At 70.2% G+C, this 16,417-nt stretch carries 9 protein-coding genes; 5 read left to right on the top strand and 4 right to left on the bottom strand.

Translation table 11 applies throughout. The features are described from left to right. Positions 1–83: 83 nt before the first annotated feature. Together ABEA43_RS22795 and ABEA43_RS22800 are read right to left on the bottom strand one after the other, a co-directional pair. Positions 84–1,022 carry an Acg family FMN-binding oxidoreductase gene (locus tag ABEA43_RS22795; protein ID WP_345564647.1) on the bottom strand — a complete coding sequence of 313 codons (939 nt, stop codon included), beginning with the start codon at positions 1,020–1,022 and terminating at the stop codon, positions 84–86. Positions 1,023–1,197: 175 nt separating this feature from the next. Next, positions 1,198–1,950, bottom strand: coding sequence for an HAD family hydrolase (locus ABEA43_RS22800; protein WP_345564649.1), 753 nt, complete (start codon positions 1,948–1,950; stop codon positions 1,198–1,200). Positions 1,951–2,445: 495 nt separating this feature from the next. Here ABEA43_RS22800 and ABEA43_RS22805 point away from each other — a divergent pair, with 495 nt between their 5' ends. Then, positions 2,446–3,048 (top strand): hypothetical protein, encoded by a 603-nt coding sequence (locus tag ABEA43_RS22805; RefSeq protein WP_345564651.1) that lies wholly within the window; start codon positions 2,446–2,448, stop codon positions 3,046–3,048. 447 nt (positions 3,049–3,495) lie between these two features. Here ABEA43_RS22805 and ABEA43_RS22810 read toward each other — a convergent pair whose 3' ends face one another. Continuing rightward, complete coding sequence (locus ABEA43_RS22810) at positions 3,496–4,419, bottom strand: hypothetical protein (protein WP_345564652.1); 924 nt, start codon at positions 4,417–4,419, stop codon at positions 3,496–3,498. Positions 4,420–4,680: 261 nt separating this feature from the next. Between ABEA43_RS22810 and ABEA43_RS22815 the strand changes: the two genes are divergently transcribed. Next, the gene (locus ABEA43_RS22815) at positions 4,681–4,956 is read left to right on the top strand and encodes a universal stress protein (RefSeq protein ID WP_345564653.1); all 276 of its coding nucleotides are present in this window, start codon (positions 4,681–4,683) and stop codon (positions 4,954–4,956) included. Between the two features lie 161 nt (positions 4,957–5,117). After that, entirely contained in the window at positions 5,118–5,522 is a 405-nt protein-coding gene (locus ABEA43_RS22820) for a universal stress protein (protein ID WP_345564655.1), read from the top strand. A gap of 437 nt (positions 5,523–5,959) precedes the next feature. On the opposite strand, the gene ABEA43_RS22825 is transcribed toward ABEA43_RS22820, so the two are convergent. Beyond that, on the bottom strand, positions 5,960–6,667 hold the full coding sequence (locus ABEA43_RS22825; RefSeq protein ID WP_345564657.1) for a CBS domain-containing protein: 708 nt from the start codon (positions 6,665–6,667) through the stop codon (positions 5,960–5,962). 258 nt (positions 6,668–6,925) lie between these two features. Here ABEA43_RS22825 and ABEA43_RS22830 point away from each other — a divergent pair, with 258 nt between their 5' ends. Both ABEA43_RS22830 and ABEA43_RS22835 read left to right on the top strand, forming a co-directional pair. Further along, on the top strand, positions 6,926–8,557 hold the full coding sequence (locus tag ABEA43_RS22830) for an acyl-CoA dehydrogenase family protein (RefSeq protein ID WP_345564659.1): 1,632 nt from the start codon (positions 6,926–6,928) through the stop codon (positions 8,555–8,557). Positions 8,558–8,565: 8 nt separating this feature from the next. Next, the gene (locus ABEA43_RS22835) at positions 8,566–16,416 is read left to right on the top strand and encodes an SDR family NAD(P)-dependent oxidoreductase (protein ID WP_345564660.1); all 7,851 of its coding nucleotides are present in this window, start codon (positions 8,566–8,568) and stop codon (positions 16,414–16,416) included. The last annotated feature ends 1 nt before the right edge of the window (position 16,417 follow it).

The following is a 16,417-nucleotide window of genomic DNA, read 5'->3' on the forward strand; positions in this document are numbered from 1 at the left end:
TCCTCCTTCGCGTCCTGCTTCCATCACAGCGCGGTTCGGCGGGCATAGTCAGAGGCGGAAGTCCTGGCGCGAGAAGTCGTTGGTCAGGCCAGCAGCTCGGTCACGGGGCGGCGCGAGGCGCGCGGCACGACGGGGCCGTAGCCCAGCCGCATGATCATCTGCGGGTGGCCGCTCCGGTGATGGGGGTCGCTGCGGCGGCGCATGTCCCGCAGGTCGAGGGACTGGTTGAGGAACGACGCCGACACGGCGTGCCGGGCCCCGGCCAGCAGGATCCGCTGCAGCGCCTGCCCCGCACGCAGCCAGTCCATCGGCTCGTCGGCCGCGGTGGTCAGCACCGCGAGCTGCGGGTACGGCTCGAAGCGGGCATTCCCCGCACGGCGGCCGTAGTCGCGGATCGGGTCCGCTCCGCCCATCGCCTGCGGCCCCTGGACGTGTGCGGGCACTCCGGCCCTTGCCGTCCACTCCGCCACCTCGCTCATGTAGTCGCTGTCGCGGGCGAGCTCTTCCTGGGCGATGGCGGCGTAGTCGAGCAGGTCCGCCGCGCTGCGCCGGTCCAGGAAGACCAGCCTGGCTCGCTCATGGGCCGCGGCTGCGCGCAACTCGCTCAGCACCGGCACCGGGATCAGGCGTGCGTCGAACGGGGCGCGGTTGGTCCGCCGTTGCGGAATGAGCTCGTACATCTCACGCGCCTCGGCAGAAAACCTGCCTCGCGTCGCGAAATGCACGGTGGCCAGCACGTCCGGCGCCGCGTCCGCATCGGGGAGGAGCTGGACATCTGGTTTGCGCCCGGCCGCACGGGCCGCGATGCGCAGGTTCAACAGCGCCGCGCCGCAGCTCACGTGCAGGGAACGGCCGCGCGGGTCGCTCACCCGAAGCCAGCGGTCCCAGTCCGCCAACAGCTCGATCACGTCACCGTCCCGGACCCGGAATCGCCAGGGCTGGGTGTTGAGCACCGAGGGTGCCTCCCCGGCGGCCACGAGCAGCCGCTTGGTCGCGAGATCGAGGATGTGTGCAGTGGTCATGATGCACCTCCCGAGCCCAAGGCTGGCTCGTGGAGACGGACGCCGTCAGGGCCGGAGGTCCCGCCGAAAGTCCCCGGCAGTGGTGACCTCTGGCCGTTGCCTGCGACCGCTTCCCCTCGCAGGAACAGCCGGCGGAGGCTCGCGAGCCACGTACGGCCTCGTCCGGCCGCGGATGTCACCGGCGTGCGGTGTGGGCGAAGAGCGGTACCCGGCCGTCCACACGGACGGAGGTGAGGTCGTTTACGGTTTGCGCGCGCTCCTCACCTGCCGGCGACGGCGGACGCAGGGTGATGACGAGACCGAAGTGTCCGTTCGCGGCGGCCCGGAGCGCGGGTGCGGTGCAGGCGATCACCGCCGTCTCGGCCGGTCGCGCGTCCAACCGGCGCGCGGCCTCCAGCAGCATGGCCGGGTCCGGCATGGGGGCGAGCCCGGCGTCGGCGGCGACCACCCCGTCCACCCGGGCGTCGAGCAGGCCGGACAGGCCGGCCCGGTGCAGGATCTCGGCGCAGTTGCGGCTCGGAGAGACGGCTCCGATGAGGGCGCCGTGGTTGCGCAGGTCGTGCAGCAGGGCCATGGCCGCGGGGAAGGGTGCCACGCCGTACTGGCGGATCTCGGCCAGGAAGAGGCTGTCCTTCAGCCTCGTCATATCGGGCAGGATGTCGCGGTCCATCTCCTCATCCAGGAGGATGCCCCGGGAAGCGAGGAAGTCCCGTGCCCCGTCGATCCTGGGCTTGCCGTCGATGTGACGCAGGTAGTCGCCCGGGATCTCGAACGGCCGCCACGACGTGCCGGATTGCTCGGCGCGCCGGCGCATGAAGGCGTCCAGGACCCATTTCCAGACTGAGGAGTGGACGCGGGCGGTGTCGGTGAGCACACCATCTGTTTCGAAGATCACCGCAGTGACGCGGTGGAGGTCGATCACGGTCATGATGTCCTCCTCGGAGATCAGGACTCCATGCTCTCCGCCTCGCGGTCACCCCGTCAGAGGCGAACGGCCCTGACGCGCACAGCGTCTGTCACCGGGGAGCCCGGAAGCCGGGACCAACGGCTGTGGTTCGAGGACCTCGTCCCCGGGCGCCGCCGTCCAACGGCTCGTCATGAGGGAGACCGTTACCCGCTACGGCGTGGCGCATAATGCGAACTCCAGCTCCTTGGAGCAACGTCACCGAGCTTCATACCTAGAAATTCGGTTCGATGAGCGTTTGCACAGGAGCAGCGATCTTCGCCCTGATGCGTTAATGCGCTTTCGCACCTGTAACTGCACGTCAACCGGGGTCTAAGTTTGAGCTGGGGGTCGCCTTTAGGCGGGCGTCGACCTTCCGGTATTCTTAAGGGTTACTCAGCCGATGCACCAGTGCTAAGCCCAGCCGCGTCCGGCTCAGGGCTCTCTCGCATCAACCGCCCCCCAAGGAGGCTGTGTAACATGAGTACCATAAAAGATCGTTTAAGTCGATTCTTCAAGAGGACGAAGGCGTGGATTGTTGCCATCGCGGGTCTTACGGCGATCGCCACATTCCTGCTGGCGAACCCTTGGGCCCGGACGGGCGACGCCGCGTCACCGTCACCGTCGCCATCGATGCCGGCTGCGCCCGCCAAGGCACAGCCGGCTATAACGTCAGCTTTCACGGTGCCGACGTCTACGCCGGAATTTTCTTCCAGTAGCACAGAAGGCGAATTTACTTACCCTTCCTCAGACGGTGAAGTGCGGAGGCTGTCGGGATGCCTCACTGTCAAAGCCAAGGTGCAGGACGTGCCTGGCGCTGGGTTTCTCATCATGGAGCGCACGCCAGCTGGCGCGCTGTTCTACCACGGCGTTCGACGGGGCAAAGATGGAACGATCCGTTCGACGTTCACGGTGGGTGAGCCCAAGAACGAGGACGAGGAGTTTGACATCGCGCTCGTGCGAGGCCCGAAGCAAGTCGTCGAGTGGGTCGGGCAATATCTCGAAGCAGCGCATCCTCATCCGTTCATGACCCAGCTTGACAACTTCACGATGGAGCGGAACGCCGGAGCTGTCTGCAAGTAGAAGATCGCTATCTTCGATAGCACACTAAGTTTGGCCTGGCCCTTCGGCTGAGGGGGCCAGGCATTTTTGTGATCATCGTCAGGTGATCTCCGAGGTGGGTGGGCCCCGGTGAGGCCACGCCGGGCTAGCCTGCGTCGCCTTGGCGACCTTGGCTTGCTTCGAGAGAGTCGAAAGAGTCGAGGTTGATGAATGGGTGACCTCGGTCCCCTCGACGTCACATCCTTTTCGTGGAGGTGCACGTCAGTGCTTCGTTTGTGGCGGGTTATGAGGTTGTCCGCCTGGATTAGGCCACCAGCTCCAGTCCGGCGATGGCCGTGGCCAAGGTTGGAGCGACGAGGCGCCGTCACCAGAAAGGAGCAGGCCAGCATTGTCGTTCGGTCCTCAACAGGGTCGTATGTGATTCATCGGTTGCTGCCTGAGTTCCAATATTTCGGCCTTGCTCACGGCTCAGGACGGGGCGGTGATGTGACCTTGGATGTCGGCTAACCGGAGCGCCATGGTGATCACCAACTGCTGGCAGAACGCGTAATCCTCGGCCGTCGGTGCCAGAGCAGTCGTATGGTGGACTGATCGCTCCCCGTTGGTCGAGTAGTCCACGATCGGCGTGAGGCTCAGGAACTTGAGATAGGCGTGATAGTCGACGCCGAGAGTCATGATCCGCAGTGCGCGCTGCGTTGCCAGTGTGATCTCGGTCAGTGTCGCGAATTGCTCGGCGAACTCGTTGACCACGCTGCCATAGCCATCCAGAGTGCGGAACATCCGAACGATGTCCCTTTCCTCGAGCGGAAGCCCAACGCGAAGGTTCGGTCCGAAGCTGAACAACGTTCGGTCACGACCGTGACCAAGATGCTCACGGGACACTGCGTTGCCGGCGTCCACCAGCAACGCCATGGCCTCCATGCGGCTGCCGGAAGACTCGGCTGCCGCTGCTTTCCTGACCAGGTCGCGCACCTCTTCCTGAGAGATCAGATCGGCCATGTCGATGGCGGCATACTCGATGCCGAACACCTTCGGCGTGTTCTCTTCGAAGAAGGCGGCGGCATCAGCGCGGGACTGCTCAAGGCCCTCAGCTCCGGGCCAGGTGTTGGCATGCTTGAAGGCGTTGCGCAGATCAGTGATCCTCTGGACACCATTCCTGCCGCTGAGAATCTCGCGCGGGCCGTTGTTCGCGTTCGGATCCAAGCTCCCGAAATACCGTTCGACAAAGTTTCTGCCCTTCGGCTCGAACCCCAAGTGCTCGCTGGTGAGCATCAAGAACAACTCGATCGCGTCGTGAAAGAGCAGCACGCTGGTGAAGCTGAGCGGCTGAGGTGATCGCGACTGTTCGATGCCCTGCTGATGCAGCAGGCGGATGAAGGTCAGACGCCGCATGGTCTGAGGGGCAAGTGCAGAAGTGGCCATCAGCGAGGTCTCCTGGCGCGCGGGGGAAGGCCACCCTAGCCGCGCCCGCAGCGGCCATGCATCTGCCTTTGCGTCGCGAACATGCACGTCACATGAAGGCCCAGATCAGCCAGCGGATGCGATCATGATCGGTCGGCAAAATGGACGACGAAGGACCCCCGCCTGCGGGACCTTAGACGCTGGCCGGCCGCCCTCCCCGGCGTTGCGATGGGAGGGAGAGGAGGCGGCACGATGATCATCGTTGGAGCCGACGGATCGCGGGCCGCGCTGGAGGCGGTGGGCTGGGCGGCCAGGGAGGCGGCGCTGCGCGGCACGGCGCTGACCGTGATGCACGCGGTGCCGCGCTGGGTCCCCGACACCACCGACGGGCGCTATGCCGATGTGGCCGCGTGGATGCGCCGGAGCGGTCTCGACCTGCTGGCCACCGCCGAGGGCAGAGCACGCCGGGGGCACCCGGCCCTCAGGAGGAGGCCGGCCTCGCATCCGGTGACCCGCGTACCGCCTTGATCAGAGCGGCGCAGGACGCCGAGCTCCTGGTCGTCGGCGGCCACGGCATCGGCGGCGTGCGCGGTCGGGTCTGTGGCGTTCGGCGTGGCTGGGCACGCGCCGTGCGACATAGCCGTGTCCATGAGCTGCCGTCGTTGCCACGAGCGGAGATCGTGGCAGGCGTGGATGGTTCGCCGCAAGCGCAGTATGTGCTGGAGTCCGCCTTCGCCGAGGCCGAGCTGCGCGGGGCGGTGCTGCGTACGGTGCGCGCCTGGGCCTGGCCGCACGCGGGCGGGTTCGAGCCGGCCGACGCCGAGGGCGAGCGCCACCAACTGCTTGAGCTGAAGGAGACCCTCGCCGGTCATCGCGAGCGCCATCCGGACGTGCCCGTCGTGGCGGACGTCGTCCACGGCCATCCGGTCGCGGTGCTGCGCGAGGCCGCACAGGGGGCCGATCTGCTCGTGGTCGGTTCGCATGGGCACGGCACGTTCGCCAGGATGATCCTCGGCTCCGTCAGCCAGGCGCTGGTGCAACAGTCCCCGTGTCCGCTGATCGTGGTGCGCAGGGAGACGATCGCGGCAAGTTGAGCCCGGCCGAGGGCCGGAGCTCGGCCCGCGCGGGCTGAGCATGGTCAGTACGGCAGCGTCCGCCCGGTCGGCGTACGCAGGTCGAGGTCCGGCCGAGGGCGAGCAGGTTTCGGACGCAGCATCACGTGTGTGGTTCGCATCTCGGTCAGCTCCTCGGTGGGTTCGTTCCTTCGTTTGCTCGCCACTCTGCTGTGCGCCGGTCGGCGGCAGCAGGTGCCAAGGCCCTCGGAGTGGACGGCCCTTCGGCCTGCTCTGCGGGGACTTCCGGCCCTGCCCGGCACTGCGGGCTCCCGAGGGCACACACTCGGCGCTGCTCGGCTCGTGGGCTGGGGCGCTATCCACCACGTCGGTTGCGCCGTGGCCCTGGTGCCGCCGGCTTCATCGTGATCCCGAGCCGCGACAGGGGACGAGAGTGCCCGTCAAGACCTCGCGGACGGCTAACCAGCCTGCCACTTCGCGTCGTCGGTCTTCCAGGTCAGGTGGTCGACGACGCCGACCACGCCGTTGACGCGGGCGGTCATGCGGCAGGCGATGCCGCACTCGGTGCGGCGGTCCATCCAGCCGGACAGGGTGACGACGCCCTGGTTCACCTCCACCTTCACGCCGTCGGTGTGCACCCACAGCGTGCGGTCGAGGATGTCGTCACGGACCTCCGCGGCGATCTCCTCGTCGGGGCGCAGGAAGAGCTTCACCAGATCGTGGCGGCTGACGATGCCCTGCAGACGGCCGTAGGCGTCCACGACGGCCAGCCGCTTGACGTCGTGTTCGTCCATCAGCCGGGCGGCGGTGACCGCGGAGGACCGGGAGGTGATGACGACGGCGGGACTGGTCATGAGCTCGGCCGCCGTGTCGCCGGCGGCCTTCTGCCTGCCCCTGGGGCGGCGGAGCTGGGCGCGGACGGGCGGCCGGTAGCCCTCGCGGTAATACTGCTCGCGGAACTCCTCCTTGCGCAGCAGGTCGGCCTCGGACACCATGCCGATCACGCGCCGGTGGTCGTCCAGCACCGGCACGGCGCTGATGTCGCACGCGATGAGCGCCTCGGCGATGTCCTTGAACGGGGTGGCGGCGGTGACGGACACGACCTCGTTCGTCATCACGTCCGCGACGGTCATGCGCATGAGCGCCTCCTCCGTGGCTGCCTTCATCAGACGTCCCGGAGGGTCCGGGAAATAGGGCCGGAAGTCCCGGGATGCGGCGGCCGATGGTCAGCGCAGCGGGGAAATGTGGCACCGGCGCGTGCTGTGGGCCGCCTCATGGAGGCGTGCGCGCCGGCTACGAGCTCGGGACGAAAGTCCCTCACATTGGGGTCGTACGTGACTGCCCCGGCCGCATGTTCCCGCTCTACGGTCCGGAGAAAGCGCATCAACGGCCCCCCTGCGGCAGACACCAGAAGGAGGCGGGCCATGACGAGTGGACTCGACCTCAGCACTCTTGAACTCATGCTGGAGGCGCTCAGCGATTTCATGACGGACGCCTTACCCGAGGAACGACAGCTGGCGCTGGACCGTGACGACGTCTGCCCGGAGGACACCGTTCGCCGGATGTGCGGCGACGACCTCGGCGTGCAGCTCGCCTTCGTGCCCGAGGAGTACGACGGCATGGGCGGCGGCGCCTTCGACTCCTACCGCATCTGCGAACGCCTGGCCAGGCTCGACCTGGGTGTGGCCACCTCGGTGTTCGCGACGTTCCTCGGCAGCGATCCCATCCTGTTCGGTGGCACGGAGGAGCAGAAGGAGCGCTGGCTCGGCCGGATCGCCAAGGAGGGCATCCTGTTCGCGTACGGCGCCACCGAGCCGGAGGCTGGCAGCGACCTGGGCGCGTTGCGCACCACGGCCAGGCCCGTCGAGGGCGGCTACCGGATCAACGGCCGCAAGCAGTGGATCAGCAACGGCTCCATCGCCGACGCCTGCAGCGTGCTGGCGCTCACGCCCGGCGGCCCGTCCTGGTTCGTCCTGGAACGAGGTACAGAGGGCTTCACCGCGGCCCCGCCGGAGGACAAGCACGGCATCCGCCTGTCGAACACGGCGGCGCTCTACTTCGACGATGTGTTCGTCCCTTCCGAGAGCCTTGTCGGCCTGGCCGAGGGCAACGGGCTGACGCAGGCGCAGAACGTGTTCGGTTACACCAGGCTCATGGTGGCGGCCTTCGGGCTCGGCGGCGGCTGGGAGGCCGTGGATCGTGCGATCCGCTACTCCGCCGACCGCGTGCAGGGCGGCGCCCCGCTCGCGGCCAAGCAGGGCTACACGCACAAGCTGATCGTGCCGCACGTGGTGCGCCTGGAGGCGGCGCGGGCGTTCGTCGAGGAGTGCGCGACCCGCATCGACGCGGGCGAGGGCTCGCTCAACACCGAGGGCGCGATCGCCAAATACCTGGCCAGCGAGTTCGGCAACGCCGCGGCCGAGGCGGCGATCCAGGCCCACGGCGGCTACGGCTACACCAAGGCGTACCTGGTCGAGAAGATCAAGCGCGACGTGCGCATCACGACGATCTACGAAGGCACGTCCGAGATCCTTGAGATGACGATCGCCAGGGACCGCTGGCAGCAGCACCTCAAGACGCGCGGCGCGTACTTCACGGACGCGGCCGCACCGCTCGCCGCGCTGCCGGCCGAGACCGGCGCGGCCACCGCCGCACTCGCTCTCCAGAGCCTCGCCGTCATCCTGGAGGCGTGCCGGGCCGGGCGGCTGACCCGTAACCAGCACGTGCTCCTGCGGCTCGGCGAGCTGATCGCCTACGGCGAGGCCGCGGGCAGCCTGGCCCGCCGGGCCGCCGCCGCCCTGGACGGCACGCTCCCGGGCAAGGCGGATCACCGCTTCGGACCCGCCGCCCTCGCGGCCATCAGCAGGGTCTTCGCCCGCGAGGCCGCCATGAAGATCACCGAGGAGGGCGCGCGCTGGGTGCTCGGCGCACTTCCCCCGGACAGCGTGCCCGCGCTCGGAAGGCTGCGCGCGCAGGACGCCCGCGCCGCTCAGCACGGCCTGCTCCCCGACATGGACCTGATCGCGGACGTGCTGTACGGCCGCGCCGGACTCTAGGACCCCACATGAACTCCATCACGCTCGAACCCGTCGCGGTCATCGGCCTCGGCGCGATCATGCCCGACGCGCCGGACGCCGCCGCGTTCTGGGAGAACGTCAAGGGCGGGCGATACTCGATCTCCGACGTGCCGCCTGAGCGCTGGGATCCAGCGCTCTACTACGACCCCGATCCCAAGGCGCGGGACAAGACCTACTCGCGCATCGGCGGCTGGGTCAGGGAGTTTCCCTGGGATCCCATCGGCTGGCGGCTCGCCGTCCCGCCCACCGTCGCCGCGCAGCTCGACGACGGGCAGAAATGGACGGTGAGCGCCGCCAGGTCGGCGCTGCTCGACTCCGGCTGGCCCGGCTGGACGGTGGATCCGGAACGGGTCGCCGTGGTGATCGGCAACGCCCTCGGCGGTGAGAAGCACTACCGCAGCAACACCCGCATCGAGCTGCCGGAGTTCGTGCGGCAACTGGAACGGGCGCCCTCGTTCGCCGCCCTGCCCGCGGCGGCGCGCGCCGCCGTGCTGAGCGAGACCACCGGACTCTTCCTCGACGGCTACCCGCCCATCACCGAGGACACCATGCCCGGTGAGCTGGCCAACATCATCGCGGGGCGGGTGGCCAACCTGTTCAACCTCCGCGGGCCCAACTTCACCACCGACGCCGCCTGCGCCTCCGGGCTGGCGGCCATGTCCTCGGCCGTACGCGGGCTGCAGGCCCATGACTACGACGCCGTGATCACCGGTGGCGTGGACCGGAACATGGGCGTCTCCGCGTTCGTCAAGTTCTGCAAGATCGGCGCGCTGTCGGCCACCGGCACCCGGCCCTTCGACGCGGGCGCCGACGGGTTCGTCATGGGCGAGGGCGCGGCGCTGTTCGTGCTCAGGCGGCTCTCCGACGCCGAGCGCGACGGCGACCGGATCTACGCCGTCATCCGCGGCATCGCCGGGTCGAGCGACGGCAAGGGCAAGGGGATCACCGCGCCCAACCCGATCGGCCAGCGGCTGGCCGTCGAGCGTGCCTGGGCGAACGCCGGGGTCGACCCCGCCACCGCCACGCTCATCGAGGCCCACGGGACCTCCACGCGCGTCGGCGACGCCACCGAGCTGGGGGCGCTGAGCGAGGTGTTCGAGAAGGCCGGCGCGGCGGCCGGGTCGATCGCGCTCGGCTCGGTCAAGTCGAACATCGGCCACCTCAAGGGCGCCGCCGGGGCGGCGGGTCTGTTCAAGACCGTGATGAGCCTCCACGACGGCGTGCTGCCGCCCAGCCTGCACTTCGAGCGGCCCAACCCGAACGTCGACTGGCCGGCCAGCCCGTTCCGGGTCAACACCGGGCTGCGGGAATGGGAACGCCCGCCCGGCGGCGTGCGCTGCGCCGGTGTGAGCGCGTTCGGGTTCGGCGGGACGAACTTCCACGTCGTGCTGGAGGAGCACGTCCCCGGCCGCCACCGCCCGCCGGACGCGCCCAGGACCTACGCCGCCACGACCGCCACCACCACCGCCGCCACGACCGCCACTGTCGCGGTGAGCCAGGCCAGGCCACCGCTGCGCGGGGCCGCCGTCGTCGGCGGCGCGGACGAGGCCGAGGTCATCGCCCGCCTCGAACACCTGCGGGCCACCCCGCAGCCGCAGCCGCCGGACGCCGCGCTCGCCACCGCCGCCATTCGGGTGGCCATCGATTACGCCGACGGCGACGACCTGGCCGCCAAGGCCGCGAAGGCGGTGACCGCCCTGCGGACCGGCAACCAGGCCATGTGGCGGATGCTGCGCGCCCAGGGCGTCTTCGCCGGGCGCGGCGCCGCCCCCAAGGTGGCCTTCCTCTACACCGGCCAGGGCTCCCAGTACGTCAACATGCTGCGAGACCTGCGCCGGCGCGAGCCGATCGTGGCCGCCACGTTCGACGAGGCCGACCGCATCATGACGCCGCTGCTCGGCAGGCCGCTGACGTCGTACATCTTCTGCGACGACGCCGACCTCGCCGGCGCGCAGCAGCGGCTCCTGCAGACCGAGATCACCCAGCCCGCCGTGCTCACCGCGGACACCGCGCTCACCCGCCTGCTGGAGGCGTACGGGGTGCGCCCCGACATGGTGATGGGCCACAGCCTCGGCGAGTACGGCGCGCTCGTCGCCGCCGGCTCCCTGACGTTCGAGTCGGCCCTCGAAGCCGTCAGCGCGCGAGGCCGGGAGATGGCGAACCTCCAGCTCCCCGACAACGGCGCCATGGCCGCCGTCTTCGGCCCGCTGCCGGAGATCGAGCGCATCGTGGCCGGCGCCGACGGCTACGTCGTCGTCGCGAACATCAACAGCACCTCCCAGGCCGTGGTCGGCGGGACCGAGCAGGCCGTCGAAACCGTCATCGAGCGCTTCCGCGCGGCCGGAATGACCGCGACCCGCATCCCCGTCAGCCATGCCTTCCACACCTCGATCGTGGCCCCGGCGAGCGAGCCGCTGAAGGCGGTGCTGCGCCGCCTCGATCTCCGGCCGCCGCGCAAGCCGATCGTCGCCAACGTGACCGGTGCGTTCTATCCGGAGGGAGCCGACCTCGAGACCATGCTCGACGTCCTCGGTCGCCAGGTCGCCTCGCCGGTGCAGTTCGTGACCGGGCTGCGCACGCTGTACGACGCGGGCGCACGCGTCCTGGTCGAGGTCGGACCGAAGAAGGCCCTGCACGGCTTCGCGGAGGACGTCCTCGGCTCTGCGCACGACGACGTGCTGAACCTGTTCACCAACCATCCCAAGAACGGCGGCGTCCCCGCGTTCAACCAGGCCCTGTGCGGTCTGTACGCGGCCGGCCTGGCCTTCCCCGCCGCCCAGCCCCCGGCGCCCGCGCCGGAGATCCCGCAGCACGCCAGGCCAGAACACGCCGCGATCACACCTCCCAGCCCCGTGAGGCCCCCCATGACCACCGAGACCTACACCCGGCTCGGCCGCCTCTTCGCGCAGACCCTGGAACAGGGCCTGGCGCTCTACGGCGGCACGGACCCCGGCCACGCGCCGCCGGCCGACCCGGTCGTGGTGACCGGCGCGGCCCTCGGGCTCCCCGGCGTGGAACGCGTCTTCGACGACGAGAACCTGGCCCGCATCCTCGGCGGTCAGCAGTTCATCGACACGATCCCGCACCGCTTGCGCCGCGCCATGGTGGACCGGCGCGTCACCCGGCTGGTGAAGCGGGAGTCGGGCGATCCGACGTTCGAGACGATCGGCAGCGAGGCCGACGTGCTCAAGCTCGCGGGCCGCCGCGCGCGCTTCGACGTCGTCGCCGAGTTCGGCGTGGACGAGGGCAGGGACGCCGCGCTCGACAACGCCACCAGGCTCGCCATCGGCGCCGGGTTCGATGCCCTGCGTGACGCCGGGATCCCGCTGGTCCTGCACTACAAGACGACCACCCTGGGCACCAGGCTGCCCGATCGGTGGGGGCTGCCCGACGCGCTGCGCGACGACACCGGCGTCATCTTCGCCTCCGCCTTCCCCGGGTACGACGCCTTCGCCGGCGAGCTGGAGGGCTACTTCACCGACCGCGGACGCAGGGACCAGCTCCTCGCCCTGGAGGCCGTGCGGAGCAGGATGAAGGGCGACGAGACGGCGGTCGCCGAGGTGGACCGGCGCATCGCCGAGCTGCGCCACCTGCTGGAGTCCGAGCCGTACGCCTTCGACCGGCGTTTCCTGTTCCGCTGCCTGTCGATGGGACACTCGCAGTTCGCCGAGATCATCGGTGCGCGCGGCCCGAACACCCAGGTCAACGCCGCCTGCGCGAGCACCACCCAGGCCATGTGCCTGGCCGGGGACTGGATCCGCGCGGGACGCTGCCGCCGGGTGATCGTCATCTCGGCGGACGACGTCACCTCCGACACGCTGCTGCCTTGGGTGGGCGCCGGCTTCCTGGCCTCAGGCGCCGCCGCCACGGACGACGTCGTGGAGGAGGCCGCCACACCGTTCGACCGGCGTCGCCACGGCATGATCGTGGGCATGGGCGCAGCGGCCGTCGTGGTGGAATCGGCCGAGGCCGCCCGCGAGCGCGGGCTCACCCCGATCTGCGAGGTTTTGGGTGCCGTCACGGCCAACAGCGCCTACCACGGCACCCGCCTCGACGTGGAGCACATCTCCCAGGTCATGGAGCAGGTGGTGCGGCAGGCGGAGAGCCTCGGCGCCGACCGGCACACGCTGGCGCCGGAGACCGTGTTCGTCTCCCACGAGACCTACACGCCGGCGCGGGGCGGCAGCGCGGCGGCCGAGATCCACGCGCTGCGACACACGTTCGGCGCGTCCGCGGGCTCCGTGGTGATCGCCAACACCAAGGGCTTCACCGGTCACGCCATGGGCGCGGGCATCGAGGACGTCGTCGCGATCAAGGCCATGGAGACCGGCATCGTGCCGCCCGTCCCCAACTACAAGGAGCCCGACCCGGAGCTGGGCGAGCTCAACCTCTCCACCGGCGGGGCCTACCCGGTCCGGTACGCGCTGCGGCTGGCGGCGGGCTTCGGCTCCCAGATCGCCATGACGCTGATGCGCTGGACCCCGATGCCGGACGGCCGCCGCCGCGCACCCGGGGAGCTCGGCTACGCCTACCGCGTCACCGACCAGACCGCCTGGCGGTCATGGCTCGCCACGCTGACCGGCGGTCAGGAGAGCACGCTCGAGGTCGTTCAGAGACGACTGCGCATCGCGGACACGAGCGCCGCACAGCCCGCCCCGACACCCGTCCCCATGTCCGCCCCGATTTCCGCCCCACTGTCCGCCCCAATGTCCGATATGGCCACGCCCGAACCGCAGCCGGAACGCGAGCCCGTCCTGCCGCCACAGAACGACGACCCCTTGGCGGAAACCGTCACCGCGATCGTGGCGGAGATGACTGGATATCCGCCGGAGCTGCTGGAGCCGGATCTGGACATGGAGGCGGACCTGGGCGTGGACACGGTCAAGCAGGCGGAGATCTTCGCGGCGGTGCGTGAGCGTTACGGCGTGGAGCGTGACCCGAATCTGCGGCTGCGTGACTTCCCGACGCTCAATCACGTGGTCGCCTGGATCCGCGACCGCGCCGCCACCGAGACCGCCGCCACCGAGACCGCCGCCACCGAGACCGCCGCCACCGAGACCGCAGTCGCGGAGGACGCCGCCATCGCGGAGACCGAGAGCTCTTCGGACGACCTGCAAACGGTCGTCACCGCGATCGTGGCGGAGATGACCGGGTATCCGCCGGAGCTGCTGGAGCCGGATCTGGACATGGAGGCGGATCTGGGCGTGGACACGGTCAAGCAGGCGGAGATCTTCGCGGCGGTGCGTGAGCGTTACGGCGTGGAGCGTGACCCGAATCTGCGGCTGCGTGACTTCCCGACGCTCAATCACGTCGTCGCCTGGATCGGCGACCGCGTCGCCGCCACCCCGCCCCCCATGCCGGAGGCTCAGGATGACGGCGGCACCAGCCCGCCGGTCTTCCCCCGGCGCGTGCCCGTGCCCGTCCTGCGCCCCGGGCTCGACCGCTGCGAGCCGACCGGCGTCCGGCTCGGCGAAGGCACCCGGATCGTCATCGGCGCGGACACCGGCGGCGTCGGCAAGGCACTGGCGGGACGGCTCGCGAAGCTGGGCTGCGACGTGCTGGCCATCGACCCCGCCGCTCCGGCCGCCGAGCTGACGGCACAGATCGGCGGCAAGGTGGACGGCGTCTACTGGCTGCCCGCCCTCGACGCCGAGGAGGCCTTGGCGGACATGGACCTGCCGGCCTGGCGCGAGGCGCTGCGCCGCCGGGTCAAGACCCTCTACGCCGTCGTCCACCACCTCTACGAGCAGGCGCCCTTCCTGGTCACCGGCACCAGGCTCGGCGGCCACCACGGCTACCACGACGCCGGAGCCCTCGCGCCGCTCGGCGGCGCGGTCACCGGTTTCGCCAAGGCCTACCACCGCGAGCAGCCGTCCACCCTCGTCAAGGCCGTCGACTTCCCATCTGGCCGCAAGACCGCCGCCATCGCCGACACCCTGATCGAGGAGACGCTGACCGATCCCGGCTGCGTCGAGGTCGGCCACGCGGGTGGCGAACGCTGGACGATCGGCCTGGCCGAGCGCCCCTTCGCAGCGGCCGGGGGCGACGGACTCGAACTGGGACCTGACAGCGTCTTCCTCATCACGGGCGCGGCCGGCGGCATCGTGTCGGCCATCACCGCCGACCTGGCCGCAGCCTCGGGAGGCGTGTTCCACCTGCTCGACCTGATCCCGGAACCGGATCCCGCGGACCCGGACCTGCGCCGCTACGCCGGCGACCGTGACGGGCTGAAGGCCCAGCTGGCCGAAGGGCTCAAGCAGCGCGGCGAGCGCCCCACCCCGGTCCTCATCGACCGCGAACTGACCCGGTACGAGCGTATGCAAGCCGCGCTCGACGCCATCGAGGCCATCAGGAAGGCCGGCGGCACACCTCACTACCACCAGGCGGACCTCACCGATCCGGACGCCGTGCGGCGGATCATGGACGACGTGCGCACCACGAGCGACCACGTGGACGTGCTGCTCCACGCGGCCGGACTGGAGATCAGCAGGTCTCTGGGCGACAAGCCCGCCACGGAGTTCGACCTGGTCTTCGACGTCAAGAGCGACGGCTGGTTCAACCTGCTGCACGCCGCGGGCGACCTGCCCATCGGCGTGACCGTCGTGTTCAGCTCGGTGGCGGGCCGCTTCGGCAACGCCGGCCAGGCGGACTACAGCGCCGCCAACGACCTGCTCTGCAAGCTGACCAGCGGCATGCGCCGCGCCAGGCCGGGCACCAGGGCCATCGCGGTGGACTGGACCGCATGGGGCGGCATCGGCATGGCGACCCGCGGCTCCATTCCCAAGCTCATGGAGCTGGCGGGAATCGAGATGCTGCCGCCCGAGACCGGAGTGCCGTGGATCCGGCGAGAGCTGACGTCCTCGGGCGAGCGCGGCGAGGTCGTCGTGGCGGGCGCTCTGGGCGTGCTGGGCACGGAGCAGGACGAGAGCGGCGGCCTGTGCCCCGTTCCCGCCGATCAGCCCATGGCCGGGACGATCGACGCGTACGGCGTCCACTCCGGCCTGGTCGTCCGCACGACGCTGGACCCTCGACGGCAGCCTTTCCTCGACCACCACCGCATCGACGGCGTCGCCGTCCTGCCCGGCGTCATGGGCATCGAGGCGTTCGCCGAGGCGGCCCGGCTGGCCGCACCGGCCTGGCAGGTCGTGTCCATCGAGGACGTCGACTTCCTGGCGCCGGTCAAGTTCTACCGCGACGAGCCCCGCGAACTCCGCGTGCGCCTCACAGTCGGCCCTGACGGCGACGACCTGCTCGCCACCTGCGAGCTGACGGCCGAGCGCACCCTGCCCGGGCAGAGCGCGCCGCAGAGCACCGTGCACTTCACCGGCAAGGTGCGCTTGGCGCGATCTGCCCGGCAGCCTGGGCGCCGGGACCGGGTGAAGGAGGCCGCGGTCACGATGCCGCCGTCCGACGTGTACGACCTGTTCTTCCACGGCCCGGCCTACCAGGTCGTGGCAGCGGCCTGGGGGAGTGGCGCGGGCGGGGCGTCCAGGATGGCCGAAGGGCTCCCCGAGGCCCTGGACCCGCCTGCCGGCGTCACGCTCACGCCGCCGCGCCTGGTGGAGCTCTGCTTCCAGACGGCGGGCCTGGCCCAGGCCGCCCGCGAGGGCGTCCTGGCGCTGCCCGCGCACGTCGACCGCGTCACCCTGTACCCGCAGCGGGACGCAAAGGACGTGCAGGCGACGGCCGGCGCGGCCGGGGACCACTACGACTGCGCGGTCCTCGACGCCGACGGCACGGTCCTCGTGACCGTCGAGGGCTACCGCGGCATCCCGCTGCCGGGAGAGCTCCCCGAACAGGTCAGGCGGACACTCTCACCGCTGTCAGGGGAAGGCTGAG

This window comes from Nonomuraea rosea (assembly GCF_039539705.1).
GTDB lineage: Bacteria > Actinomycetota > Actinomycetes > Streptosporangiales > Streptosporangiaceae > Nonomuraea > Nonomuraea rosea.

Bases quoted from the DNA above. Each gene is read 5' to 3' on its own strand.
- ABEA43_RS22825 (WP_345564657.1), bottom strand. From the start codon at position 6,667: ATGAAGGCAGCCACGGAGGAGGCGCTCATGCGCATGACCGTCGCGGAC.
- ABEA43_RS22815 (WP_345564653.1), top strand. From the start codon at position 4,681: ATGATCATCGTTGGAGCCGACGGATCGCGGGCCGCGCTGGAGGCGGTG.
- ABEA43_RS22800 (WP_345564649.1), bottom strand. From the start codon at position 1,950: ATGACCGTGATCGACCTCCACCGCGTCACTGCGGTGATCTTCGAAACA.
- ABEA43_RS22795 (WP_345564647.1), bottom strand. From the start codon at position 1,022: ATGACCACTGCACACATCCTCGATCTCGCGACCAAGCGGCTGCTCGTG.
- ABEA43_RS22835 (WP_345564660.1), top strand. From the start codon at position 8,566: ATGAACTCCATCACGCTCGAACCCGTCGCGGTCATCGGCCTCGGCGCG.
- ABEA43_RS22810 (WP_345564652.1), bottom strand. From the start codon at position 4,419: ATGCGGCGTCTGACCTTCATCCGCCTGCTGCATCAGCAGGGCATCGAA.
- ABEA43_RS22805 (WP_345564651.1), top strand. From the start codon at position 2,446: ATGAGTACCATAAAAGATCGTTTAAGTCGATTCTTCAAGAGGACGAAG.
- ABEA43_RS22830 (WP_345564659.1), top strand. From the start codon at position 6,926: ATGACGAGTGGACTCGACCTCAGCACTCTTGAACTCATGCTGGAGGCG.